General features: G+C 66.8%; 20 protein-coding genes and 1 pseudogene. 12 read left to right on the top strand and 9 right to left on the bottom strand.

Going from position 1 to position 23,568, the window contains the following annotated elements:
- Nucleotides 1-11: 11 nt before the first annotated feature.
- Both MOM01_RS07560 and MOM01_RS07565 read right to left on the bottom strand, forming a co-directional pair.
- Nucleotides 12-494, bottom strand: coding sequence for a nuclear transport factor 2 family protein (locus MOM01_RS07560; protein ID WP_241384794.1), 483 nt, complete (start codon nucleotides 492-494; stop codon nucleotides 12-14).
- Nucleotides 495-531: 37 nt separating this feature from the next.
- On the bottom strand, nucleotides 532-1,329 hold the full coding sequence (locus tag MOM01_RS07565; protein WP_241385114.1) for an SDR family NAD(P)-dependent oxidoreductase: 798 nt from the start codon (nucleotides 1,327-1,329) through the stop codon (nucleotides 532-534).
- A gap of 249 nt (nucleotides 1,330-1,578) precedes the next feature.
- Here MOM01_RS07565 and MOM01_RS07570 point away from each other — a divergent pair, with 249 nt between their 5' ends.
- Together MOM01_RS07570 and MOM01_RS07575 are read left to right on the top strand one after the other, a co-directional pair.
- Nucleotides 1,579-2,448 carry an LLM class F420-dependent oxidoreductase gene (locus tag MOM01_RS07570; protein WP_241385115.1) on the top strand — a complete coding sequence of 290 codons (870 nt, stop codon included), beginning with the start codon at nucleotides 1,579-1,581 and terminating at the stop codon, nucleotides 2,446-2,448.
- Nucleotides 2,449-2,554: 106 nt separating this feature from the next.
- Complete coding sequence (locus MOM01_RS07575) at nucleotides 2,555-3,316, top strand: IclR family transcriptional regulator (RefSeq protein WP_241384795.1); 762 nt, start codon at nucleotides 2,555-2,557, stop codon at nucleotides 3,314-3,316.
- A gap of 24 nt (nucleotides 3,317-3,340) precedes the next feature.
- On the opposite strand, the gene MOM01_RS07580 is transcribed toward MOM01_RS07575, so the two are convergent.
- Nucleotides 3,341-3,964 (bottom strand): PadR family transcriptional regulator, encoded by a 624-nt coding sequence (locus tag MOM01_RS07580; RefSeq protein ID WP_241385116.1) that lies wholly within the window; start codon nucleotides 3,962-3,964, stop codon nucleotides 3,341-3,343.
- Between the two features lie 197 nt (nucleotides 3,965-4,161).
- Here MOM01_RS07580 and MOM01_RS07585 point away from each other — a divergent pair, with 197 nt between their 5' ends.
- The 4 genes from MOM01_RS07585 (at nucleotide 4,162) to MOM01_RS07600 (ending at nucleotide 6,729) form a co-directional block, all read left to right on the top strand.
- Nucleotides 4,162-4,551, top strand: coding sequence for a nuclear transport factor 2 family protein (locus MOM01_RS07585; RefSeq protein ID WP_241384796.1), 390 nt, complete (start codon nucleotides 4,162-4,164; stop codon nucleotides 4,549-4,551).
- Between the two features lie 78 nt (nucleotides 4,552-4,629).
- On the top strand, nucleotides 4,630-5,124 hold the full coding sequence (locus tag MOM01_RS07590) for a flavin reductase family protein (protein WP_241384797.1): 495 nt from the start codon (nucleotides 4,630-4,632) through the stop codon (nucleotides 5,122-5,124).
- Nucleotides 5,125-5,206: 82 nt separating this feature from the next.
- A complete protein-coding gene (locus MOM01_RS07595) occupies nucleotides 5,207-6,196 on the top strand; it encodes an LLM class flavin-dependent oxidoreductase (RefSeq protein ID WP_241384798.1) in 990 nt (329 codons plus the stop codon).
- A gap of 83 nt (nucleotides 6,197-6,279) precedes the next feature.
- On the top strand, nucleotides 6,280-6,729 hold the full coding sequence (locus tag MOM01_RS07600) for a hypothetical protein (RefSeq protein ID WP_241384799.1): 450 nt from the start codon (nucleotides 6,280-6,282) through the stop codon (nucleotides 6,727-6,729).
- Nucleotides 6,730-6,806: 77 nt separating this feature from the next.
- On the opposite strand, the gene MOM01_RS07605 is transcribed toward MOM01_RS07600, so the two are convergent.
- The 5 genes from MOM01_RS07605 to dnaK form a co-directional block, all read right to left on the bottom strand.
- Complete coding sequence (locus MOM01_RS07605; protein WP_241384800.1) at nucleotides 6,807-8,342, bottom strand: FAD-binding protein; 1,536 nt, start codon at nucleotides 8,340-8,342, stop codon at nucleotides 6,807-6,809.
- 178 nt (nucleotides 8,343-8,520) lie between these two features.
- The gene (locus tag MOM01_RS07610; RefSeq protein WP_241384801.1) at nucleotides 8,521-8,925 is read right to left on the bottom strand and encodes a heat shock protein transcriptional repressor HspR; all 405 of its coding nucleotides are present in this window, start codon (nucleotides 8,923-8,925) and stop codon (nucleotides 8,521-8,523) included.
- Nucleotides 8,925-10,103: a molecular chaperone DnaJ gene (gene dnaJ, locus MOM01_RS07615; protein ID WP_241384802.1), complete on the bottom strand. Its 1,179-nt coding sequence runs from the start codon at nucleotides 10,101-10,103 to the stop codon at nucleotides 8,925-8,927. The genes MOM01_RS07610 and dnaJ overlap by 1 nt, the downstream gene beginning before the upstream one ends.
- Before the next feature lie 33 nt (nucleotides 10,104-10,136).
- On the bottom strand, nucleotides 10,137-10,781 hold the full coding sequence (gene grpE / locus MOM01_RS07620; RefSeq protein ID WP_241384803.1) for a nucleotide exchange factor GrpE: 645 nt from the start codon (nucleotides 10,779-10,781) through the stop codon (nucleotides 10,137-10,139).
- The gene (gene dnaK, locus MOM01_RS07625; protein WP_241384804.1) at nucleotides 10,778-12,619 is read right to left on the bottom strand and encodes a molecular chaperone DnaK; all 1,842 of its coding nucleotides are present in this window, start codon (nucleotides 12,617-12,619) and stop codon (nucleotides 10,778-10,780) included. The genes grpE and dnaK overlap by 4 nt, the downstream gene beginning before the upstream one ends.
- A 387-nt stretch (nucleotides 12,620-13,006) precedes the next feature.
- Here dnaK and MOM01_RS07630 point away from each other — a divergent pair, with 387 nt between their 5' ends.
- The 5 genes and pseudogenes from MOM01_RS07630 to MOM01_RS07650 all read left to right on the top strand — a co-directional run bounded on the left by MOM01_RS07630 (nucleotide 13,007) and on the right by MOM01_RS07650 (nucleotide 18,778).
- Nucleotides 13,007-13,918: a hypothetical protein gene (locus tag MOM01_RS07630; RefSeq protein WP_241384805.1), complete on the top strand. Its 912-nt coding sequence runs from the start codon at nucleotides 13,007-13,009 to the stop codon at nucleotides 13,916-13,918.
- A gap of 124 nt (nucleotides 13,919-14,042) precedes the next feature.
- Nucleotides 14,043-14,269 (top strand): annotated as a pseudogene (locus MOM01_RS07635) (LuxR C-terminal-related transcriptional regulator); the annotation flags it as partial.
- A complete protein-coding gene (locus MOM01_RS07640; protein ID WP_241384806.1) occupies nucleotides 14,260-15,846 on the top strand; it encodes a hypothetical protein in 1,587 nt (528 codons plus the stop codon). The pseudogene MOM01_RS07635 and the gene MOM01_RS07640, both read left to right, overlap by 10 nt.
- 135 nt (nucleotides 15,847-15,981) lie before the next feature.
- Nucleotides 15,982-17,313, top strand: a complete 1,332-nt coding sequence (locus MOM01_RS07645; RefSeq protein WP_241384807.1) for a S1 family peptidase — start codon at nucleotides 15,982-15,984, stop codon at nucleotides 17,311-17,313.
- Between the two features lie 160 nt (nucleotides 17,314-17,473).
- Nucleotides 17,474-18,778 carry a S1 family peptidase gene (locus MOM01_RS07650; protein ID WP_241384808.1) on the top strand — a complete coding sequence of 435 codons (1,305 nt, stop codon included), beginning with the start codon at nucleotides 17,474-17,476 and terminating at the stop codon, nucleotides 18,776-18,778.
- Nucleotides 18,779-19,287: 509 nt separating this feature from the next.
- Here MOM01_RS07650 and MOM01_RS07655 read toward each other — a convergent pair.
- Nucleotides 19,288-19,980 carry an ammonium transporter gene (locus MOM01_RS07655; RefSeq protein ID WP_241384809.1) on the bottom strand — a complete coding sequence of 231 codons (693 nt, stop codon included), beginning with the start codon at nucleotides 19,978-19,980 and terminating at the stop codon, nucleotides 19,288-19,290.
- Between the two features lie 432 nt (nucleotides 19,981-20,412).
- Here MOM01_RS07655 and MOM01_RS07660 point away from each other — a divergent pair, with 432 nt between their 5' ends.
- A complete protein-coding gene (locus MOM01_RS07660; RefSeq protein ID WP_241384810.1) occupies nucleotides 20,413-23,526 on the top strand; it encodes a (Fe-S)-binding protein in 3,114 nt (1,037 codons plus the stop codon).
- Nucleotides 23,527-23,568: the final 42 nt, after the last annotated feature.

Here is a 23,568-nt window from a genome sequence, read left to right on the forward strand (position 1 = left end):
GGTTCGTGCCCTCAGCTTTCCGCGATATTTGTCGGGGACAGCAACTCCCGAGCATGGGGGTCACCGTTCAGCTCACGGGTGATCCGATGCCGGATCTTCCACTCGTCCTCCACTCGGGCGAGAGTGATGCGATGGCTTCCCGACAGTAGGATCCGGTACGAGTCACCGTCGCGGAGAACCAGTACGGATTCACAGACGGCAACGGCCCGGTCACCATCAACAGCGATGTGTGCAGGACCGATGAAATGCGTACTGCCGGACTCGATGAGCTTCCGATGAGAAGCGGATCTCACCATCGAGCGAACGTCTTCGCGAGAACGCATGTGGAGCCCCGGAACGTCGTATTCACCGTTCTCCGTCCACAGCGCTGCTGTGGCATCCGCATCTCCACTGTCGACCAGAGGGCCGTACGAAGCGAGCAGATTCATGATTTCGAGTCGATCCTCGACGTCCTTCAACCGTTGCTCGAGAACCGACAGCCGGTCGTCGTTCATCGTGATACTCCTCTTCCTGGTGCCAGCATCCGATCACTCATTCCGTGGGAGGCGGAAGCAGTTTCGCTCCGGCGGCTCGAGCCCCGAGCAACAGCTCTGCACGGTTGTGCCCACTGTTCCTGGCAACAGCCTCCTCGACCCCCTTCACCACGACGATGGGACCATTGGCGATGTTCGCCAGGCCTTGTGCGGCGACGTCACGAGGTTCGGAGACCTGCAAACCCGGCGTATCCATCTTCAATCCTGCCCGCTCCATCGCGGGAGTACGGGTCAGCCCCAGTACCAGCTCCAGGACGTCGACGTCGTAGTCCCGCATCTCCAGCCACAGTCCTTCCGCGAATGTACGGCAGAAGGACTTCACGGCCGAGTAGACACTGATCTGGGCCGAACCGAGATATCCGCTCAACGACCCTGCAAGCAGGATTCCGCCGCGCCGGCGCTCACGCATGAGCGCACCGAAGTGCTGCACCAACTTCAACTGCGCGGTGATGTTCAAATCGATCACGGCCTGGAAGCGCTCGAGATCGCCGGTGACGAACTCGTGGCCGTAGGTGTTCGCGCCGGCGTTGTAGATGAGCAGACCCACCTCGAGATCCGCGGTGGCTTCCTTGATGCGATCGAAGGAATCCGCGGCGAGCAGATCGACCGACAGTGCCCGAACCTCGACTCCGTGTGCACGGCAGGCATCGGCCGTCGCCGTCAGCGGTCCTTCCTTTCGTGCGAGCAGTACCAGGTTCATGCCCTGTTCTGCGAGTTGTTCCGCGAACTCGGAACCCACACCCTCCGAGCCGCCGGCGATAACTGCCCACGGCCCGTACTTCTGCAGATCCATCAGAATTTTCCTCTACTGGCTCGATAGACTTTCGGATTGTCGCGCAACATCTTCCATTGGCGACCATGAAGATCGACAAGTGGTTTACCCGATGCTCGAACGGTGCGAGGTTAACGACGGCGGAGGAATGCATCCCGGAGGCCTCCCGTAGATCGGGATGCTTCGTGCTTCACTCGCCCGCCGCGCGCAGACTGCCGAGAGACAACATTGCGAAGGAGTGTCATGGTGCCTGTGCCGAACCGAGACCCGAAGGTGCGAATCGGAATCACCAGCCCGATCGTCACGCGACTTCCGGGCGCGTCCAGCGAGTGGGAAGCAACCGCCGGGATCGACGAGCTGACACGGATCGCGGTCACCGCGGACCGCCTGGGATTTCATCACCTCACCTGCAGTGAACATGTCGCCGTGCCGGTGCCCGTCGCCGAAGTTCGTGGCGGAACGTACTGGGATCCGTTGGCCACGCTCGGCTACCTGGCGGCGCGCACCGAACGAATCCGGCTCGCCACACAGGTTCTGGTTCTCGGCTATCACCACCCGCTGGAGATCGCCAAGCGTTACGGCACCCTCGACGCGGTCAGCGGGGGTCGCCTGATCCTGGGACTCGGCGTCGGCACGCTGCAGGAAGAGTTCGATCTGCTCGACGTGCCGTTCACCGATCGCGGTGCGCGGGCGGACGATTCCCTGGCTGCGCTTCGTGCCGCGCTCTCCGAGCGCGTACCTTCCTATCGCGGAGACTATTTCGAGTTCTCCGACATGGTCGTGGAGCCGCACGCGGTACAACCGCGGGTGCCCCTGTGGATCGGTGGGCGCACACCACGCTCCTTGCGACGGGCGTGCGAGCTGGCCGACGGCTGGGTTCCTTTCGGGTTGTCGTTCGACGACGTGCAGGCGATGTTGAGCAGGAGACAGCCGCAGCCCGGTTTCGAGGTCGTGTTGCCGGCTGCCGGACTCGACCCACTGGGCGACCCGGACGGGGCGAGGAGAAAACTCGATCGCGCGGTGGCGGCGGGGGCGACGATCATCGGGGCCGGCGTGGTCGCCGAGTCGGCCGACCACTATTGCGAGCAACTCGAGACTCTGGTGAGTCTGTACGGCGACGCCTTCCGAACGCCCGAGGGCTGACCCGCGCTTTCGTGATCCGCTTCACAACCGCATCGGGATGTGGCACTATTCCTAATCGAAATACCCACGTCCTCGCGCTCAGAGCGCCGCGGTTGTAGGAGCAGTCATGACGATTCAGGTGGAAGCCGATCACACGGCACCCAGCGCAGTCCTCGATCGCGTCGGCCTCGTGCTCGACGCGTTCGACGGGGCTGGGCGGCTCACTCTCGCTCAGATCGTGCGGCGGACCGGCCTCCCCCGGTCGTCGGCCCATCGCATGCTCGAGCGCCTGGTGTCGATGCGGTGGTTGCACCGGGAAGGCCGGGACTACACACTCGGGCTTCGCCTGATGGAACTCGGTTCGCTCGCCGTGCACCAGGACAGGCTTCACACCACCGCTCTACCGCACTTGCAGGAACTCCATCGCGTCACGGGCTTCGTCGTCCACCTCGCCGTCCTCGACGGCGACGACCTCGTCTACCTGGAAAAGCTCGGTGGGCGTCTCGCAACAGCGGTACCTACACGCATCGGCGGCCGCCGACCGGCGCGCAGCACCGCCCTCGGCAAGGCACTCCTTGCGTACGAGGGCGCCCCGGGTGAGGTCTACGAGGGTATCCGTGAGCAGGGAATCGCCTTCGAGAAGGAAGAATCGCTGGCAGGTTTCGGATGTATCGCGGTGCCTGTCGGTCCCGTGGGTTCCGCCGTCGCGGCCGTGTCACTGTGCGGCCCACTACCCCATCTGCGTTTCGAGCACCGGCTGACCGCGCCGGTCCGTATGGCCGCCACGGCCATCTGGAGGAAACTCGACCGCAATCACGTCGTCCCTACCCTGCAGAATCGCCGGTCGCTCCGCACAGCACCCAGCGTCAGAGAGCATCAGTACGCCTGACCTGCAGCCCCTGGAACCCCGCAGTCACCCTTCGTCGGAATCCGCCTCGTCGAACGGACCGCCGTTCGCAACACCTCTCCAGCTGCGTGGATTCCGGGGGCGAGGCATACCGAACTCGTCGATCTCACTGTGCGCGAACCGTTCTGCAGCACTGTCGATATCCTCGATCAACTGATTCGACAACTCGATCTCGGCCCGGAAGTACCGCTCGGCCCAGCGCAGACTCATCTGCGAGAAGCCCCAGCCCGGCTCCCGATCGGAATGCTCCGCATGTTCTCCGGCGCGGCGCAACTTGTCTTCGAGGTTGACGATGTGGTCGCGCACGATCGCCTTCAGCTGCTCCGGGTCGTTGAGATGCCCCATGTACATGCGCAGCATGACACCGTGTTTCAGCACCGGAATTTCCACCGGTGCCTCACGGGACCACGTCCGCACCGCGTCGATACCGGACTCGGTGATGGCGTAGACCCGCCGCCCCCTCGCGCCCGGCTCGCTCACTGCGCGGGACCGTACGAAACCGAGCTTCTCGAGTTTCTTCAATTCCGCATAGACCTGGCTGACGGACGGACTCCAGTAGAAGAAGCCGATACTCCAGTCGGCCCACTTCTTCAGATCGTTGCCGGTGAGTTCCTCGCCGAACGACAACATGCCGAGGACCGCCCAGCTCGTGGCAGGAAGGGCGGGATACGAATCGGCACCGTGTTCGGACACTGCGAAAGGGTAACAACGCCGGTGCGCAGCCTTCGCGCCGAATCTCCCGCTGCGCGGGAACACAACCCCAACCCTGCCCCGACACGAATAACGTCAGCGCGACCGTTCTCGCCGATGCTGCCACAGGAGCAACCATGACCGTTTCCGACGCCGACGTCCGTTCGCAGCGCATCCGCACCACCGTGCAGGCCTATCTCGACGCCGTGGCCGCCGGTGTCGCCGCCGACATCGCCGCCCTCTACGCCGACGACGCCACCCTCGAGGATCCTGCCGGCAGTGAGCCTCGCGTGGGCCGGGCAGCGATCGCCGAGTTCTACAAGGGTGTCGAGGCCACGGAGAACACCACCGAACTGCTCACGCTCCGGGTCAGCGGGTCGACCGCCGCCTTCCACTTCCGCGTCGTCACGAAGGCCGGCGAGCAGACCTACGAAGTGGAGCCGATCGACATCATGACCTTCGACGAGGACGGGCGCATCACCAGCATGCGCGCAGTCTGGGCACCCGGCGACATGCGTGTTCGCTGACCGATCGGCGGGACACGGTTCGCACGCCGCACCTCAGGTGACGGACACTGGAACGAACCGACCGATAGGAGCTTCTCGATGACAGCGGAACACGCGGTGCTGGATCCTCGGCGGATCCGGGATGTGATGGGCAATTTCTGCACGGGCGTCACGGTGATCACCGCGCTCGACGGCGACGAGCCGCTCGGCTTCGCGTGCCAGTCGTTCGCGTCCGTCTCGCTGGATCCGCCGCTCATCTCGTTCTGCCCCGCGCGCACGTCGACGACATGGCCGAAGATCCGCGCGATCGGCAGCCTGGCCGTCAACGTCCTGTCCGAGAGCCAGCGCACACTGTGCGGCGCATTCGCGGTGAGCGGGGGGAACAAGTTCCGCGGGGTGCGGTGGCAGCCCGGCGACAACGGCGCACCGGCCATCGACGGCGCGCTCGCGCGGGTGGAGGCGACCGTGGAGACCGAATACGAGGCCGGCGACCACACGATCGTGCTCGCGCGGGTCACCGGACTGACGACTCTGCACGCCAACGGCCCGCTTCTGTTCTTCCAGGGCACCTACGGCGGCTTCGAACGGATGTGAGGGGAATAGACGGTCACTCCGGGAGGTTGTTGCGGGGGTGTGCCCGGCGGCCGATACCGGGCCCCGACGCGAAGGACTCCCGGTGACCGTTCCCCTCTCCATCCTCGACCTCGCACACATCGGCACGGGTGAGACCGCCCGCGAGAGCTTCGAGGCGAGCGTGAAGATGGCCCAGCTCGCCGAGCAGTGGGGCTATCGACGTATCTGGTACGCCGAGCACCACAACATGCCGACGATCGCATCCTCGGCGACCAGCGTGCTCATCGCGCACGTCGCGGCGCACACCTCGTCGATCCGTCTCGGCGCCGGCGGCATCATGCTGCCCAACCACTCCCCGCTGACGATCGCCGAACAGTTCGGCACCCTCGCGACCCTGCACCCGGGCCGGATCGATCTCGGTCTCGGACGTGCCCCGGGCAGCGACCAGAAGACGATGCGAGCACTGCGCCGCGATCCGTCGTCGGCCGACACCTTCCCGCAGGACGTCCTCGAACTGCAGGCCTACCTGAAGGGCGACTCGCGGATCCCGGGCGTCGACGCGATTCCCGGTAAGGGGACCGACGTTCCGCTGTATATCCTCGGATCGTCGTTGTTCGGGGCGAAACTTGCTGCGTTGCTGGGTCTTCCGTACGCATTCGCATCACACTTCGCTCCGCAGGCGCTCGAGGACGCGGTGAAGCTGTACCGCCGCGAGTACCAGCCCTCCCCCGAGCATCCGGAGCCCTACGTCATCGCCGGCGTCGGCGTCATCGCTGCCGACAGCACCGAGGAAGCGCTGTCGCTGTTCGAGGCGACCAAGCGCGCACGGGTCGTGCAGATGGTCGGACGCGGACGCACTTTCACCGACGAGGAGATCGACATGCTGCTCGAATCCCCCGCCGGGATGCAGGTGCTCGAGATGCTGCGGTACACGGCCGTGGGCACTCCCGGCCAGGTGCGCGACTACCTCGACCGCTTCACCGAACACGCGCAGGCCGACGAGCTGATCGTCGTCTCCTCGGCTCCCGGACGCGACGCCTGGCTGCGCTCGCTGGAGCTCGTCGCCGAGGTCAGCGACCTGGTCCCGGCCTGATCGACGAGGGCTTACGCGTCAGGCTACCGGCGGGTACACTTCGGCGACCGGTCAGAACCCGAGTCGTCAATCGCAGGAGCAGAATGAAGTACCGCACCCGCGCTGTCGCCGCCGCGGCTCTCACCGTCGCGGCAGCACTCACCGCGCCGGCCACCGCCGCAGCCGATTCGCAATCCGCCGACGGACCCACCATCACGGTGACGATCCGCAACGACACGGACGCACCGATGGTGCTGACGTCGAAGGACAATCCCTACGGGAGCTGGGTCGACGAACCGGCCACGGTGGTCCCGGCCCGGTCGAGCGAGACCGTCTCGGCGAGCAGTTCCGACCGCCGGGGCTTCGGGGTCCAGATCGACTACACGATGCCCGGTGACGCGACCGTGACGCTCATGGCCAACAACTACGGCACCGGCGTCGCGAACGGCGACGGTACCCACATCGAGGGCGTCAACCGCCACGGATATGCCGTCGCGGCGCGGGTCGATGCCGGATATCCGTTCATGACAGCGGACTTCGCCGTCACTCGCTGATACGACCCGGCCGATACGACTCCGGGCCCGGAGGAACACGCAGCAGGTGTTCTTCCGGGCCCGGTCGTGTCGGGCGCTCAGCGCGAGGCCGCGTCCATCACGGACAGGTGCGCGAACAGTGCGCTCGCGCCGATCGGATTGCCGCCGCCGGGATAGACGGTGCCACTGGGCGCGGCCATCGTGTTACCCGCCGCGTACAGGCCGGGGATCGGTTCGCCGTTGCCGCCGAGCACGCGTCCGACGGTGTCGGTACGCAGTCCGCCCTTGGTGCCGAGATCGGAGATGCCGAACTGCGCCGCATGGAAGGGTCCCTGCTCGATCGGAACGAGCGCGGACCCACCGCCGGTGAAGGCCACATCGTAGGGCTCCTCACCGCGGCCGAAATCGTCGTCGGCGCCCTTGGCGGCCAGTTCGTTCCACCGCGCCACGGTCGCTTCGAGCGCGTCGGCGGGCACACCGATCTGCTCGGCGAGGCCCGCAAGGGTGTCGGCGGTCTTCCACAGTCCCGCGTCGACGTACTTCTCGGTTTCCACGAGCGGCACGTTCGGCGCACCGACGGGCGGAACCTGCCCGCTGCGGTCGTCGTAGATCATCCAGAACGGCAACGTCATCTCGCCGCGTTCCATGCGGGCGATGACATCGCGGCCGAGCCGGTCGTAGGGGGCGTACTCGTTGGTGAACCGCTTGCCGTCCTGGTCGACGAAGATACCGCCGAGGAAGCACAGCGCGAACGCCGAACGTCCGTCCGGGTGGGTCAGCCCCGGCGACCACCAGGCCTCGCCCATCAGGTCCACATCGGCACCGACGGCGATACCCGCCTGGTGCGCCTTGCCGAGATTCGACCACGGCCCCATGGAATCCCGTGCTGCGCCCGGAACGCCGTACTTGCTGCGCATCTCGTCGTTCTGATCGAATCCGCCGGCAGCGAGGACCACACCCTTGCGAGCGCGGATCGCGCGACGCTCGCCACCGCTCTCGACGATCGCGCCCACGACCACTCCGTCCTCGACCACCAGTTCTTCGAGCGGAGTGTTGCGGTACAACTGCACGTCGGGGTACTTGCGCAGTGCGATGAGGAAGCGACCGACGAGGGCACGGCCACCGATGAGCATGTCGGGAAGAGGCTCGCCGTTGCGCTCGCGGCCGAGCGGCCCGCGGATCGACTCGTTGAGCTCGGGATCCTCGGCGATCGGCAGCGGCGACGGGACGATGTGGCGGCCCTGCGCGCGGGCCTTCGGCGCCTTGCCGAAGTAGTCCGGCCACGGGTAGACCATGAACTCGAGGTCGTCGTCGGATTCGAGGTAGTCGATCAGCGGGGCGCCGCCGCGAACGTAGGCTTCCTGCAGCTCACGCGGGGTGCGATCACCGACGACCGCATGGTAGTAGGTCAGGGCGTCTTCGAGGGTGTCGTCGTCGCCGGCACGCTGCAGCACCGCGTTGGTGGGGTACCAGACACCGCCTCCACCGGAATACGCCGTGGTACCACCGAAATATTCGGACGCCTCGACGAGGATCACCGAAAGCCCTTCACGCGCAGCGGTGTAAGCACCGCAGCACCCTCCGGCTCCCGACCCCACCACGAGGACGTCGCATTCTTCCGCCCACTCCGCCATGACTGCTGCCTTCCGTAGACCGTTCGTGTGGAACACGCCACACTAGGCAGACCACGACGGGTCCCGACACGCTCATCTCGCTGGGCGGGAGAAAATCGCGCGCTCAGTCCCGCTCGACCGCGGTGCGGTCAGTCCCGCTCGACCGCGGTGCGGTCAGTCCCGCTCGACCGCGGTGCGGTCAGTCCCGTCGGTTGCGCGGCTTCCAGACCACGAGGGCGTTGCTGCGCGCCACCGGCACCAGATCACCGCGGGTCGAACGCAACTGCGCGATCTCGGCGTTGAGTTCCGCGACGCGATGCTGCAGGGCCTCGACCCGGTTGGTCAGTTCGATGATCCGCTTGATCCCAGCGAGGTTGACACCTTCGTCCTGGGACAGTCGCTGTACCTCGCGCAGCAGTTCGACGTCGCGCGGCGAGTACCGTCTCCCGCCACCGCTGGTGCGGTGGGGTGTGACGAGTCCGAGCCGGTCGTAGTTACGTAGCGTCTGCGCGTGCATCCCGGCGAGTTCTGCTGCCACCGAGATGACGTAGACGCGCGCATCGGGGTCCGGTGACAGATCCCGTGGCATTCTCGTCTCGCTCATCACGCACCTGCCCATCCCTCTCGAGGGTCGAAGCCGCCTGCCTCTTCTGCACGAAGATAGTTGTGAAGTGCTTCCGTCGCCTTCTCGTCGAGATTCTGCGGAATCGCGACCTTCACGGTCACCAGCAGATCTCCGGCGCCGCCGTCGCGCTTGGGAACACCGCGACCGCGTACGCGCAGTACCCGGCCGTCTGCCGTGCCCACAGGAATCTTCAGTCCGACCCGGCCGTCGAGCGTCGGCACCGAGACGGTCGCGCCCAGCACCAGTTCGCCGTAGCTCACGGGCAACACGAGGGTCAGGTCGTCGCCTTCCCGGCCGAAGACCCGGTCGGGGCGCACATGCACCGTGACGAACAGGTCGCCGGAGGGGGCGCCCCGCAATCCGGCCTCGCCCTGGCCGGCGAGACGGATACGCGATCCGTCCTTGATGCCGGCGGGAACCCGCACGGTGATGGTGCGGGTGCGGTTCTGGACACCGGTGCCCCGGCAATCGGTGCAGGGATTGTCGATGATCGATCCGCTGCCCCGGCAGTCGTCACAGGGCTCGGAGAAACCGAACGCACCCTGGTTGCGGGAGACCACACCGCTTCCGTTGCAGTTCGGGCACACACGCGGACTGGTTCCGGGCTGGGCGCCGCTGCCGTGACAGGTCGTGCACGGCGCCGGACTGGTCAGCCGCAGCGGAACCGTCACGCCCTGGACCGCATCCCGGAAGTCGAGTGTCGTCTCCGTTTCGACGTCGGATCCGCGTCGCGGACGCGAGCGGCCGGCCGTGGAGGCGCCACCGGCGCGGTTGAACAGTCCGCCGAACAGGTCGCCGAGACCACCGTCGCCACCACCGCCACCGCCGAACAGGTCGCCGATGTCGAAGGTCGCTCCGGTGCCACCGGAGAAGCCGCCGGCGCCGGGACGGAAGCCACCACCTCCGGGGAATCCACCGGAGGCAAACATGCGCCGGGTCTCGTCGTATTCCTTGCGCTTGGCGGGATCCGACAGGACGGCATTGGCCTCACTGACCGCCTTGAAGCGCTCCTCGGCCTTCGCGTCGCCGGGGTTGGCGTCGGGATGCAGATCCCGCGCCAGCTTCCGGTACGCCTTCTTGATGTCGTCCTGCGTCGCGTCGGGGGAGACGCCCAGGTCCTTGTAGAAGTCCTTCTCGATCCACTCCCGCTGGCTCACCGGGCGCCTCCTCCTCTCGCGTTTTCTTGTTTCTTACTCTGTTCCGGGCTCCGCCGACGGCGCGTTACCCGGCGTGTCCGCCGGATCGCCGTCGGTGACCGTCACCATCGCGTGCCGCAGGATGCGGTCGCCGAAGCGATAGCCCTTGCGCAGCACCGCGCCCAGTACGGGGTGATGACCGTCGCCCTCCATCTGGACGGCCTCGTGGAGCTCGGGGTCGAAGGGGTCGCCCTCCACACCGAAACCGACGAGACCGAGGCTGTCGAACACGCCGATCAGCTTGTCGGACAGTGCCTTCAGCGGACCGGACTCGAGGTCGCCGTGCGCCCGGGCCCGATCGAGGTCGTCGAGGACGTCGAGGAACTTCGCGGCGACGGAAGCCTTGGCCTCCTCCGCGCTCGCCGTGCGCTGCACCTCGGCGCGGCGACGGTAGTTCGCGAACTCCGCGGTCACGCGCTGCAGATCGGCGGTGCGCTCGGCGAGTTCCTTCGCTTCCTGGGACTGTCCCTCGGGCTTCTCGGCCGTTTCCGGCTCGCCCTGTGCAGGAGCCTGCTCGATCACCTCGCCCTCCTCGGCGCGCGGCTCGTCGGCCGGGTCGCGCACCTCGAAGGTCTCGGGGTCGATCCGTCGCTTGTCGGTGACGGTCACCGGTTCCTGCTCGGGCTTACCCGCACTCACTTCTTCTCCGAATCGTTGGGCTCGTCGACGACCTCGGCATCGACGACGTCGTCGGCACCTGCGGCCGCGCCGTCACCGGCGGCAGCACCGTCGGCGCCCTGCGCCTCGTAGATGGCCTGGCCGAGTGCCTGCGACTCGGTCGCGAGCTTCTCGACGGCAGCCTTGACCGCGTTGATGTCCGAGCCGGACAGCGCGTCGTTGGCTTCCTTGACGGCAGCCTCGACCTTCGTCTTGACGTCGGCCGGCACCTTGTCCTCGTTCTCCTTGATGAACTTCTCGGTCTGGTGCACGAGCGACTCGGCCTGGTTGCGGACCTCGGCCTCCTCGCGACGCTTGCGGTCCTCCTCGGCGTGAGCCTCGGCGTCCTTGACCATCCGGTCGATCTCCTCCTGGGACAGGCCGGAGCCTTCCTGGATCTTGATCGTGTTCTCCTTGCCGGTGCCCTTGTCGCGGGCGGTGACGTGGACGATGCCGTTGGCGTCGATGTCGAAGGTCACCTCGATCTGCGGGACACCACGCGGAGCCGGTGCGATACCACCGAGCTCGAAGGAACCGAGCAGCTTGTTGTGCGCCGCGATCTCACGTTCGCCCTGGAAGACCTGGATCTGCACCGACGGCTGGTTGTCGTCGGCGGTGGTGAAGGTCTCCGACCGCTTGGTGGGGATCGTGGTGTTGCGCTCGATGAGCTTGGTCATCACGCCGCCCTTGGTCTCGATACCCAGCGACAGCGGGGTGACGTCGAGCAGCAGCACGTCCTTGACCTCGCCCTTGAGGACGCCGGCCTGCAGAGCGGCACCCACGGCGACGACCTCGTCGGGGTTGACGCCCTTGTTGGGCTCGCGGCCCCCGGTCAGCTCACGCACCAGATCGGTGACGGCGGGCATACGGGTCGAGCCGCCGACCAGCACGACGTGGTCGATGTCGCCGACGGAGATTCCGGCGTCCTTGACGACCTGCTGGAACGGAGCGCGGGTGCGCTCGAGGAGGTCGCCGGTGATCTTCTGGAACTCCGAGCGGGTGAGCTGCTCGTCGAGGAACAGCGGGTTCTTGTCCGCGTCCACCGTGATGTAGGGCAGGTTGATCGAGGTCGACTGCGAGGACGACAGCTCGATCTTCGCCTTCTCGGCGGCCTCACGCAGACGCTGCAGGGCCATCTTGTCCTTGGTCAGGTCGACGCCGTGCTGTGCCTTGAACTTGTCGACGAGCCAGTTGACGATGCGCTCGTCCCAGTCGTCACCACCGAGATGGTTGTCGCCGGAGGTCGCGCGGACCTCGACGACGCCGTCGCCGATCTCGAGGAGGGAGACGTCGAAGGTGCCGCCACCGAGGTCGAAGACCAGGATGGTCTGTTCCTTCTCACCCTTGTCGAGGCCGTACGCGAGGGCAGCCGCGGTGGGCTCGTTGACGATGCGCAGGACGTTGAGGCCGGCGATGGTGCCGGCTTCCTTCGTCGCCTGGCGCTGTGCGTCGTTGAAGTAGGCCGGGACGGTGATGACCGCGTCGGTGATGTCCTCACCGAGGTACGCCTCGGCGTCGCGCTTGAGCTTCATCAGCGTGCGAGCGCTGATCTCCTGAGGCGTGTACTTCTTGTCGTCGATGGCCACGGTCCAGTCGGAGCCGATGTGGCGCTTGACCGAACGGATGGTGCGGTCGACGTTGGTGACCGCCTGGTTCTTGGCGGGCTGACCCACCAGAACCTCACCGTTCTTCGCGAATGCGACGACGGACGGGGTGGTACGGGACCCCTCGGCGTTGGCGACCACAACGGGCTCGCCGCCTTCCAGAACGGAAACGACCGAGTTGGTGGTTCCGAGGTCGATGCCGACCGCACGAGCCATAACTTTCCTCCAATGTTCCTGCCGCGGTGCCTGCGCACCGCGAAACGTTCCATGCCCAACTTGAGCCTGCCCGACTCGAGTGAGCGCGGTCGACTCAAGACTGCACCCGACCGGTTCTCACCGTCAAGCCAAGTTGAGTCCGCATCGCTCAAGTTGCCTGACTCATCCAACGGCAGGTCGTGAGGATTTGTTCCGATGGTGATGCACATCACTTACTTGCACTGCTGGTGGCTCGCTCCGCGGACGGATACACGACGTCGACACTGCGTCTCTGTCCGCACAAGTGCGCCAGGACCGGTTGTCCACAGCATTCGGTTCGATCCCCAGAGGAGCCGACCGGGCCTTCCTCGCCCCGAGCTACGCCGTCGCACCCCCGACCCTCGGAGCATGGACGAACCGAACTTCTTTCTCCGCTCCGACCTGCTCGCCGGCGGGACGACCTCCGACGAGATCCGTCAGGCCGTCCGATCCGGAAAGCTGCGGAACGTCGCGCGCGGCGTCTACGTCGAGGGTGCGCTGGACCTCGATCCACCCGCACTCCACCACGCACGCGTACTCGCGCTGAGAGGACGCATCGCCCCGGGCACCGTGATCAGTCACGTCTCCGCCGCGGTGCTCCACGGTCTTCCTCTCTGGAACGTCGACCTCTCTGCCGTCCATATCGGCCGCGGCAGCCCGTCGAGTGGACGACGCACCCCGACCCTCCACGTGCACAAGGGCGACCATCTGCCGGAGGAACTCTGCGTCGTCGCCGGACTGCAGGTCACGACCGTCGCACGGACGGTCGTCGACCTGGCACGAACGCTGCCGGTCGAGTCGGCGGTGATCGCCGGCGACACAGCGCTGCGGATGCACTCCGGTATCGCGCCTGCGCTGCTCGACGCTCTGGCATCATCCGGCCCGAAACACGGGATCGCCGCTGCGCGCCGGATCATCGCCTTCCTCGACGGTCGCAGCGAAAGTCCCGGCGAGTCGCTCAGCCGCGTGCGCATCCGGTCCGCAGGGCTACCCGCCCCGAAGCTGCAACACGAATTGCGGACCGCGTCCGGAGCATTCGTCGCCCGCCCCGACTTCTTCTGGGAAGACGAAGGCGTGGTGGGGGAATTCGACGGGAGGAGCAAATACGGCTCGGACGAGCCGGGCGCGACCGCCGAGGCCGTCCATCGCGAGAAGTTACGCGAGGACGCGATTCGTGCGCTGGGCTTCGAGGTCGTCCGGTGGACGTGGGCGGATCTGTTCCGGTTCGAGGAGGTCCGCGCCCGCCTGGTGCACGCGGCCGGCCGAGCCCGACGGCGATAGTTGCCCGGTCGGGAGACGCATACTCGATGACGACGGCGAGCATCCGTCCCCGTGAGCACGCAACAGCTACGCCGGCACCGCCACGGCGCGCGACGAGTTCGGTGGCGTGAGAAGAAGAGTTGCGGAAGCGCAGATGGCCGACCTGGTCGTTCCGTCCTCATCTACCACGAAGTCGGAAACCACCTGTACATTTCCGCCCAGACCGTGGAACATCATGTCGCCCGTATCCGGCGCCGACTCGGCGCCGGTTCCCGCTCGGAACGGTTGTCACTCCGAGCCATGGGGCACGGCGCAGATACGCACCGTCGTACACACTCCGACCGGGATGGAGGAAAGCCGGCATGTCCGTAGGCGTAGGCCTGAGGGTGGGGACCACCGTGTCGTCGGTTGCGGTCACCTCGCCGACGCCGGGACGGCCGGACCCCGCGCCGATCGAGCGGTTCACCGCCGTGCACCTGCATTCCGACGGCACCGCGACCCTGGGCGACCATCACGTCGTCGACGGCCACACCAGTTCCTTCACCGACTTCGTCGGCCGTCTCGGGCACTCGGGTGGCGTCCGGGCCAACGACGGGTCGCTCTCCCGCGCCGAAGACCTCGTCGCGACGGCGATGGAATGCCTGCTCGCCGACGCGGCCACCATCATCGGCGACACCCCCTACACGGCAGTCGCGACCCACCCCACCGACTGGCCCAGTTCCACGGTCGCGGTGCTTCGCAACGCGCTCGACTACGTGGGGCTGCGCCACGTGTCGCTCGTCTCCGACGCCGAGGCCGCGGCCGCGTGGTTCGAATCGCAGGTTGCGCACCAGTCGGGCCGGCTCGTCGCCGTCTACCACATCGATCCGGAGGGCTCGACCGTCACACTCGTACGGTCAGGGGTCGCGGCGGGTAAGGCCTTCCGCTTCTCCGAGGGCGACGCCCCGTCGGTCGCCTCCCAGCTCTCGTCCGCTCTCGGAGCCTTCGGCTGGCTCGTGAGCAATCTCGACGCGATCGTCGTCACGATCGACGAAGCGGTGGATCCGAGTGCGGCCCAGCTCGTCGCGCAGTCGGTGAAGACCGGCCTCGGTGTGCGGTGCGCTCTGGCCCCCGAACCGCACCAGACGATGGTGCGCGGAGCCGCGCTCGCCGCAGCCGCCGGTTCGGTGGATCTTCTCGGTTCCACACAGATCCTGCCCACCACCAAGCTCGCCGAGCCCCGCCGCAGCGAACTCGACCCCGAGATCACCGCTGTGATCGCGAAGATCACGACCACTCCCCCTCCGGGAGGCACACCCACTCGTCCGGCCGACGCATCCGAACCGAACACGTCGAAGGCGACGGTCGCGGGAGTGTCGGCGTCGAGCACCCCCGTCGACGAGAAGCCCGCACGCCGATCGCCGAAGATCGCGGTCATCGCGGCGGCCGCAGCGATAGCGCTGCTCGTGGGTGTCGGCGCCCTGGTGTTCGGATTGCGCGACTCCCCCACGGCCACGGCAGGCACGCAGGTCGCCGAGACGCCCGCGGAGCCCTCGACCTCGGCGTCCGAGCCGAGACCGGCCCCGCGCAGCACGACGGAGACCACGAGCACCACGTCGGCCGAGTCGTCCACCGAGGAAGCGCCGGCGACGGTCGCGCCGCCGGCCGTCCAACAGACCTGGATCGATCCGACCACAGGTACGAGCGGGCAGTCCTCGTCGTCGTCCTCCTCGTCGTCGTCCGAGTCGAGCACATCGGGCACCTCGAGTACGTCCTCGACCACGTCGAGCACCGGATGGTCGCGGCGTAACCAGCCCGACTCCGGCGGGGGACGTGACGACAGCGGTGGCAGTCGACCGACGACGACCACACCCTCGACGCCCGACCCCACGCCCGAGCCCACGGAGTCGTCGGAACCGGAGGAGCCCGTGGAGCCCACCGATCCCCCCACGAGTGAGACCGGGAACTAGACAACGCAGGATCTCAGTGGTGACCTACGGCACTATCGGTACCCACCGGTTTGTACCGTAGGCTGTCCGCGGGTCGGCACGCCGAATCCTCGAAACACCTGTTCAGAGCACATCGAGCACACATGAAAGGCCTCCATGCGTCTCTCGTCGGCGTCGCGCGCCGCTGTCCGTTCCACCACCCGCCGCGTCGCCGTCGCAGCGGCTTCCGCGGTTCTGCTGGCAGTGCCTCTCAGCTCGACGGCGACCGCCGCGCCCTCCGAACAGTTGCCCGCGCCGGAACTCCCTGCCGAACTGGTGGAAGCGCTTCAGCGTGATCTCGGCCTGACGCCGGAGGAATACCTCGACCGCGCGGCCCGTGCTCAGGAACTCGGCGACTACGCCCGCAACTTCCGTTCGGAGCGCCCGTCCGAGTTCGCCGGTGCCTGGCTCGGCGAGGACGGCCGTCCCGTCATCGCCGTCACGAACCGCGACGCCGCGGAACAGGCCGCCTCGGACGGTTACCACGCGACGGTCGCGCCCGTGTCGGCCGAAGGTCTCGAACAGGCCCTCGCCGAGCTGAACCGCTGGGTGTCCGGGCTCCCGCGCGAAGTGTCGTCGCAGGTGAACTCCACCTCGATCGATGTGCTGAACAACCAGATCGTCGTCGACATCGTGAACTCGCCGGTCGGTCGCGCCCTGAACCTTCCGTCCCTGATCGCGAACGTGCAGGTCCAGCTCACCCCGGGAATGCCGCCGAACGACCCGGCACCCATGGGTGGCGACACCTACATCACCGCCGACGGCGACGTGCGTGCCACGCCCATCGAGCGCATCGGCATCTGCTCGTTCGGCTTCAACGGTGTCGACGCCGACGGCAATGCCGTGAACCTCACCGCCGGCCACTGCGACGCTGTGGCCCGGGCGGACGGTGGCTCGACGGTCTACCTGCCCAACCGGGCGAACATCGACGAGAGCGTCCGCATCGGCACATTCACCGAGTCGACGGTGGGCACCGACAGCACGCTCGACTACGGGATCGTCACCTTCGACGAGGCCGGCGTCAAGGCGGGTCTGGACCGGCCGGTGGTGCGTGGCGGCAACGGCTCGACACTCACTGTCACCGGCACGGCGGTTCCCGTCGTCGGAGCGCCCGTCTGCAAGTCGGGTCAGTCCTCGTCGTTCACCTGTGGTGTCGTCGTCGCCGACCGCATCGAGACCCAGCTGACCTACGAGTCCGGTTTCTCCAGCACCATTCGAGGCTTCGCCACCTCCGCATGCACCCTCGCGGGTGACAGTGGTGGCGCGATCGTCACCGGCACGCTGGCGCTCGGTGTCATCAGCGGCTCCAACAGCGCAGGCGCACCGAACTGCGTCGAGGCCAACATGGTGCTCGCCCCCAACGGTGGCACCTCGAGCCTCGGCATCCCGATCGAGGAGATCCAGGACGCGACGGGCACCCGCGTGCGTACCGCGGCGAATCCGGCATAACCGCCTTCCGTCGAGCTCGCCACGTCGGTAACACGAGTCCCATTCGTCACCGGAAGCACCTATGTGCTTCACCCGTTACCCCTTAGGATCGGACGGACGCCGATCCGCGGGGGACGGCGCCTTCGCGTGCGCAAGCCGCGAAGGAATCAGAAAGGTATCCATGCGACGCACCTTCGCACGTCGGACGGCCGTCATCGGTTCGGCCGCTCTGCTGCTCCTCGGACCTGCCGCTGCAATAGCCCAGGCCGAACCCGAAGCCGAACCGGTGCAGACGTCGGCTCTGCCGGCGGAGCTCGTCGAGGCGTTGCAGCGCGACCTTCAGATCGACGCCGAACGCTTCCTCGCCGACGCGCAGCGCAGCCAGGAACTCGCCGCCTTCGCGGAGAAGGCACGTGAACAGTTCGACGCCGTCTTCGCCGGTGTCTGGCTCGACGATCGGGGCACCGCCACGGTCGGCCTCACCGAGGGCGAAGGCTTCGACGAAGCCCGCAGCGCCGCGGAGGATGCCGGATTCACCGTCGCCGAAGCGCAGCGCAGCGAGGATGCCCTCGAAGAGGAGCTCGGCGCCCTGGGCGACTGGCTCGAGACCCAGCCGCCTGCCGTTGCCGATGTCGTCCGCGGTATCGCCATCGACGTCGTCAACAACGACGTCGTCGTGCGCGCCGACAACGTCTCCGGCTTCGAGCTCCCCGATTTCCTCGACGGCGTGCGGGTGTTGTTCGCCCCCGCCGAGCTGACCCCCGAGGGCGCTACCGATCTTCAGCACATCGCCGGCATCGCCGCACCTGACGCTCTCTTCGGCGGCGACGCCTACGCCGCGATGGGTGCCGGCGAGGGGCTGCGCTGCTCGCTGGGCTTCAACGCCGAGGACGGCAACGGCCGCCCCGTGAACATCACCGCCGGTCACTGCGATCCCAATCGCTCTCAGGCCGGCACCCGCTGGGCCGCACAGGTGCACCAGCTCGTCGGCGACGCGCTCGGTCAGCATCTCGGTTCCTTCGAGAAGACCGTGCTCGACCGCAGCGACTACGCACTGATCCGGCCCACCCCCGAGGCCGAGGGCCGTTTCGAGAACAACGGTGTGCGCGTCCCGCTCGCCGCTCCCCTGCCGATCACCGGTGTCGCCGATCCCGTCGTCGGAGCTCCGGTCTGCAAGTCGGGCCTGCGCACCGGTTACAGCTGTGGTGTCGTGACGGCCGCAGGCCAGAACGTCGAGATCGGTCACCGCGTACTCGAGAACGGCTTCTCGACCAACCTGTGCGCCCTGCAGGGCGACAGCGGCGGCACTCTGGTCACCGGCACCCTGGCACTCGGAATCTCGAGCGCCTCGAACGTCGGCCAGTACGGCATGTGCGAGATCGCCGGTTTCGTCAGCGGTCTGCTCGGCGAGAGCCCCGAACTGTTCGCCACGCCGATCAAGACGGTTCTGGCGGAGAACCCGGGTCTGAAGGTCCGCACCTGGTAGGACACACTCCACGCCACGACGAGGCCCGGTCTTCCGAATTCGGAAGGCCGGGCCTCGTCGCGTCGCCCACCGTTCACTCTTGGAGCGCCGCTGGGTATCAAGATCGAATCAGGCTAGGCTAACTCGGTTGGGACGGACCACTCAAGTCGGCCGCCGGAACAAAAGGCAAGAGGGGAGGAACGAAGTGCTCGGATCATCGCTCGCGGGAAGTGTCGCGGCATTGCTCACGGATCAGCAAGTCCTGTGGAATCTGATCAATCTGCTTCTGATGCTCGGCTGATACCGAAGCGATGACGCCCGAACGCTTCGGTGGATTCCGGGCGTCTTCGTGACATCCGATGGATCGGCCGTGTGTCGATGAATCGGGGGGCCACAGCAAACTGCTGTCCGGCTCGTCGAGTGCCTGGCCCCACAGAAACAGCGATCCCCGCGACTCACCCGAATCCGGGAAGTCGCGGGGATCGCCGGGTTCCCGTCACCGGAGTGACGGGACCGTGTTCCGGAAGGAACTACTCAGCCCACTGGGTAGTTCCGGGGGGAGCTGCGAGAGTCTGCAGATAACCGATACCGGAAATGATCAGGGTCGGACCGCCTGCGACGATCGTGCCGATCGCCGCCCCGATCGGCACGCCTGCTGCGCAAAGCGGAATCGACGCGAGGAAGCCCGTAGGCGCACCGGTGACGACGCCGACGATGCAACCGATGATGCCGCCGGAAGCACTGCCGATAGCGCTCGCGAGAGCGAGCTGCGATGCGAAGTTCTGCTGAGCCTTCATGTTCTCCTCGGGCGAGGCGACATCGCTCACCCTCAGGGCGACCGGGGTGATGCTCGGGCCGACCTTGTCCTCGGGAGCGATCGGCACCGCCTTCGAGAAGTCCGTGACGGGCGTCAAGGTGAGGGTCTTGCCGTCCTCACTGACCTCACGCTCGAAGGGGAGCTGCAGGTCGCCGAGCTGGATCGCCAGCGGCAGGCTCAGGATGGTGTTGCCTCCGTCGTCCTGCAGTTCGACGCTCCGACCGTCGCCGGAAACCTGGAAGGTGCCTGCGTCGATAACGGTCACGACGGACTCGCCCTCGGGACGGACCTCGTAGTTGATGGTGTCTTCGTCGGATGCAGCCGGAGCGGCGTACGAAGTGCCGGCGGTGATTCCCATGGCGGCGATCGTCATCGTCGCCACAGCGGCAAGCTTCTTGAGCTTCATGTGTTTCCGTTCTGTGACATGGCGCACGCCCGTCGGGACGCCCCCCAATTGTGTGACCGACCTGGAGTTCTACGGCCCCGACATTCACACCCGCATCAGAACTCCATGTACGCGGCAGATCATAACCGACATCACATCTCGGGCGTTATACCCTATCCACTCGAAATCGACCTGATCGTGGCACGATTCGCCCGCGCGAGGCATTCTCGTTATCCGCACCGTCGCGTCGACTTAGGACATCCTGACGAGCAGGACCATCACGTTTGACAACTAGCGTGACTGGGCACACGTTCTCCGCTTCGGATCTCATTCAAAGCTACTGGCCGGTAACCTCAGATCAGACCAAGTTACCGACGGGTAACTTAACGTGCGTTACGATGCGGAGACTTACACCAGGCGGCGCACGGCCGCCCCCGACACGAAAGGCCACGTATGAATGCCCTGACGATTACGTTGGGCACGATCGGCGTGCTGCTCAGCCTCGTGTGTTGGTTCGCTTTCATCAGCGGTGCGCTGAAGATGGTCAATACGGTCCGGATCGGCCAGCCGGCCCCCGATCGGTGGCGGCCCTTCTTCCCGCGCTTCAAGCAGATGATCGTCGAATTCCTCGCGCACACGAAGATGGTCAAGTTCCGCACCGTCGGCTGGGCGCACTGGCTGGTGATGATCGGCTTCATGCTGGGCGCAATCGTCTGGTTCGAGGCCTACGGCCAGACATTCGACCCGAAGTTCCACTGGCCCATCATCGGCAACACCGCCGTCTACCACTTCATCGACGAGATCCTCGGCATCGGCACGGTGATCGGCATCCTCGTGCTGATCGTCATCCGCCAGCGCAACCACCCGCGCCGGCCGGGCAGGATGTCGCGCTTCAGCGGCTCGAACTTCAAGGCCGCCTATTTCGTCGAGACGGTCGTGCTGCTCGAGGGCCTGGGCATGATCCTGGTGAAGGCCGGCAAGATCGCCACCTACGGCGGGGGTCACCTCTCGACCGACTTCTTCACCATGCAGGTCGCCAAGATCCTCCCCGCAAGCCCCGAGCTCGTGTCGGTCTTCGCGTTCGTCAAGCTCATGTCGGGCATGGTGTGGCTGTACATCGTCGGCCGCAACATCACCTGGGGTGTCGCCTGGCACCGCTTCTCCGCGTTCTTCAACATCTACTTCAAGCGTGAGGACGACGGCGGTCCCGCCCTCGGTGCCGCGCGCCAGATGATGTCGGGCGGCAAGCCCGTCGACATGGAGGACGCCGACCCGGACAAGGACACCTTCGGTGCCGGTCGCATCGAGGACTTCACCTGGAAGGGCTGGCTCGACTTCACGACCTGCACGGAGTGCGGTCGCTGCCAGTCGCAGTGCCCCGCTTGGAACACCGGCAAGCCCCTCTCGCCCAAGCTGCTCATCACGTCGCTGCGCGACCACGGCTACGCCAAGGCTCCGTACCTGCTGGCCGGTGGCCGCACGGACATCGGCGGCGACGAGGTCGGCCTGGTCGACGCCGAGGGCAACCCGGACGAGGCCAAGCTGGGCAAGATCCCGGCCTCGGCGCGCGAGGAAGCCGGTCGCAAGCTCGTCGGCGAGACCGAGGCGCTCGTCGATGCCGGCGAACTCGCCCCTGTCATCGACACCGAGACCCTGTGGTCGTGCACCAACTGCGGTGCGTGCGTCGAGCAGTGCCCGGTCGACATCGAGCACGTCGACCACATCATCGATATGCGCCGCTACCAGGTGCTCATCGAATCGGACTTCCCGTCCGAGCTCGCGGGTCTGTTCAAGAACCTCGAGAACAAGGGCAACCCCTGGGGCCAGAACGCCAAGGACCGTCTCAACTGGATCAACGAGATGGAGTTCGACATCCCGGTCTTCGGCCAGGATGCCGACAGCTTCGACGGATACGAGTACCTCTTCTGGGTCGGCTGTGCCGGTGCCTACGAAGACCGCGCGAAGAAGACCACGAAGGCCGTCGCCGAGCTCCTCGCGACCGCCGGCGTGAAGTTCATGGTGCTCGGTGCGGAGGAGACCTGCACCGGCGACTCCGCTCGCCGCGCGGGCAACGAGTTCCTGTTCCAGCAGCTGGCTCAGCAGAACATCGAGGTCCTCAACGGTGTGTTCGAGGGTGTCGAGCCGGGCAAGCGCAAGATCGTCGTCACGTGTGCGCACTGCTTCAACGCCCTGAACAACGAGTACCCGCAGGTCGGCGGCAGTTACGAGGTCGTCCACCACACGCAGTTGCTCAACCGCCTGGTGCGGTCGAAGAAGCTGGTCCAGGTCAAGGCCGTCGGCCAGGACGTGACCTACCACGACCCGTGCTTCCTCGGACGGCACAACAAGGTCTACAACGCTCCGCGTGAGCTGATGGCGGCGTCGGGCGCGAAGCTCGTCGAGATGCCGCGTCACGGCGAGCGGTCCATGTGCTGTGGTGCCGGTGGTGCCCGCATGTGGATGGAGGAGAAGATCGGTAAGCGCATCAACATCGACCGCGTCGACGAAGCGCTCACCACCAATCCCGCCAAGATCGCGACGGGCTGCCCGTTCTGCCGCGTCATGCTCACCGACGGCGTCACCGCGCGTCAGGAAGAGGGCAAGGGCGAGGGCGTCGAGGTCATCGACGTCGCGCAGTTGATGCTCGAGTCCATCTCGCGCGTCGAGGCCGCGAAGCTCAGCGACAACATCAAGGTGGTCCAGCAGCCGAAGACTCCGGTCGAGGTCGAGGAAACCGCCGAAGAGGTCGAGAAGGAGCGTGTCGAGGAGGTCGAGGCCGCGGCGGCAACGCCGGCAGCGCCGAAGACCACCGGAGCACCGAAGGCCGGCGGACTCCAGATGAAGGGCGGCCTCAAGGCTCCCGGCGGACCGAAGGCCCCCGCTGCGCCGAAGGCGAAGCCGGGCGGACTGCAGATGAAGGGCGGCCTCAAGGGACCGGGCGCCAAGAAGGCTGCGGCTCCGGCTGCACCGGCGCCGTCCGAGGCTCCCGCAGCCGAGGCTCCCGCAGCACCGAAGGCCAAGCCGGGCGGACTGCAAATGAAGGGCGGCCTCAAGGCTCCGGGCGCCAAGGCCCCGGGTGCCGCCAAGCCTGCTCCCGCACCTGCAGCGTCGGCTGCTCCCGCAGCGGAAACAGCGGAGGCGGCAGAAGCTCCGGCAGTGCCCAAGGCGAAGCCGGGCGGCCTGCAGCTCAAGAGCGGCCTCAAGGGTCCCGGCCCGAAGAAGGCGGCTCCTGCGGCGGCACCTGCTGCTCCCTCCGAGGAAGCGCCGGCCGCAGAAGCGCCGGCAACCGAGGCTCCTGCCGCCGAAGCTCCTGCTGCGGCGCCGAAGGAGGCAGCGATCCCGAAGGCGAAGCCGGGCGGATTGCAACTCAAGAGCGGCCTCAAGGGCCCGGGCGCCAAGAAGTCTGCGGCTCCGGCCGCTCCGGCTGAACCGGAGCCCGAGCCGGAGGCTCCCCAGGCCGAGGCGCCCCAGGCCGAGGCTCCGGCGAAGCCGGAGGTCGAGGCGCCCCAGGCGAAGCCGGGCGCGCTCGGTTTCAAGCCCGGCGCCAAGGCGCCTGGCCGTAAGTAAGCAGGTCTGAAGTAAAGCTCGCAGCCCCGGTGACCCGTCACC

It is taken from the genome of Rhodococcus sp. CH91, assembly GCF_022554085.1.
Taxonomy (GTDB): domain Bacteria; phylum Actinomycetota; class Actinomycetes; order Mycobacteriales; family Mycobacteriaceae; genus Rhodococcus.

Bases quoted from the DNA above. Each gene is read 5' to 3' on its own strand.
- MOM01_RS07560 (WP_241384794.1), bottom strand. From the start codon at position 494: ATGAACGACGACCGGCTGTCGGTTCTCGAGCAACGGTTGAAGGACGTC.
- MOM01_RS07575 (WP_241384795.1), top strand. From the start codon at position 2,555: ATGACGATTCAGGTGGAAGCCGATCACACGGCACCCAGCGCAGTCCTC.
- MOM01_RS07580 (WP_241385116.1), bottom strand. From the start codon at position 3,964: ATGTTGTCGTTCGGCGAGGAACTCACCGGCAACGATCTGAAGAAGTGG.
- MOM01_RS07585 (WP_241384796.1), top strand. From the start codon at position 4,162: ATGACCGTTTCCGACGCCGACGTCCGTTCGCAGCGCATCCGCACCACC.
- MOM01_RS07590 (WP_241384797.1), top strand. From the start codon at position 4,630: ATGACAGCGGAACACGCGGTGCTGGATCCTCGGCGGATCCGGGATGTG.
- MOM01_RS07600 (WP_241384799.1), top strand. From the start codon at position 6,280: ATGAAGTACCGCACCCGCGCTGTCGCCGCCGCGGCTCTCACCGTCGCG.
- MOM01_RS07605 (WP_241384800.1), bottom strand. From the start codon at position 8,342: ATGGCGGAGTGGGCGGAAGAATGCGACGTCCTCGTGGTGGGGTCGGGA.
- MOM01_RS07610 (WP_241384801.1), bottom strand. From the start codon at position 8,925: ATGAGCGAGACGAGAATGCCACGGGATCTGTCACCGGACCCCGATGCG.
- dnaK (WP_241384804.1), bottom strand. From the start codon at position 12,619: ATGGCTCGTGCGGTCGGCATCGACCTCGGAACCACCAACTCGGTCGTT.
- MOM01_RS07630 (WP_241384805.1), top strand. From the start codon at position 13,007: ATGGACGAACCGAACTTCTTTCTCCGCTCCGACCTGCTCGCCGGCGGG.
- MOM01_RS07640 (WP_241384806.1), top strand. From the start codon at position 14,260: ATGTCCGTAGGCGTAGGCCTGAGGGTGGGGACCACCGTGTCGTCGGTT.
- MOM01_RS07645 (WP_241384807.1), top strand. From the start codon at position 15,982: ATGCGTCTCTCGTCGGCGTCGCGCGCCGCTGTCCGTTCCACCACCCGC.
- MOM01_RS07650 (WP_241384808.1), top strand. From the start codon at position 17,474: ATGCGACGCACCTTCGCACGTCGGACGGCCGTCATCGGTTCGGCCGCT.
- MOM01_RS07655 (WP_241384809.1), bottom strand. From the start codon at position 19,980: ATGAAGCTCAAGAAGCTTGCCGCTGTGGCGACGATGACGATCGCCGCC.
- MOM01_RS07660 (WP_241384810.1), top strand. From the start codon at position 20,413: ATGAATGCCCTGACGATTACGTTGGGCACGATCGGCGTGCTGCTCAGC.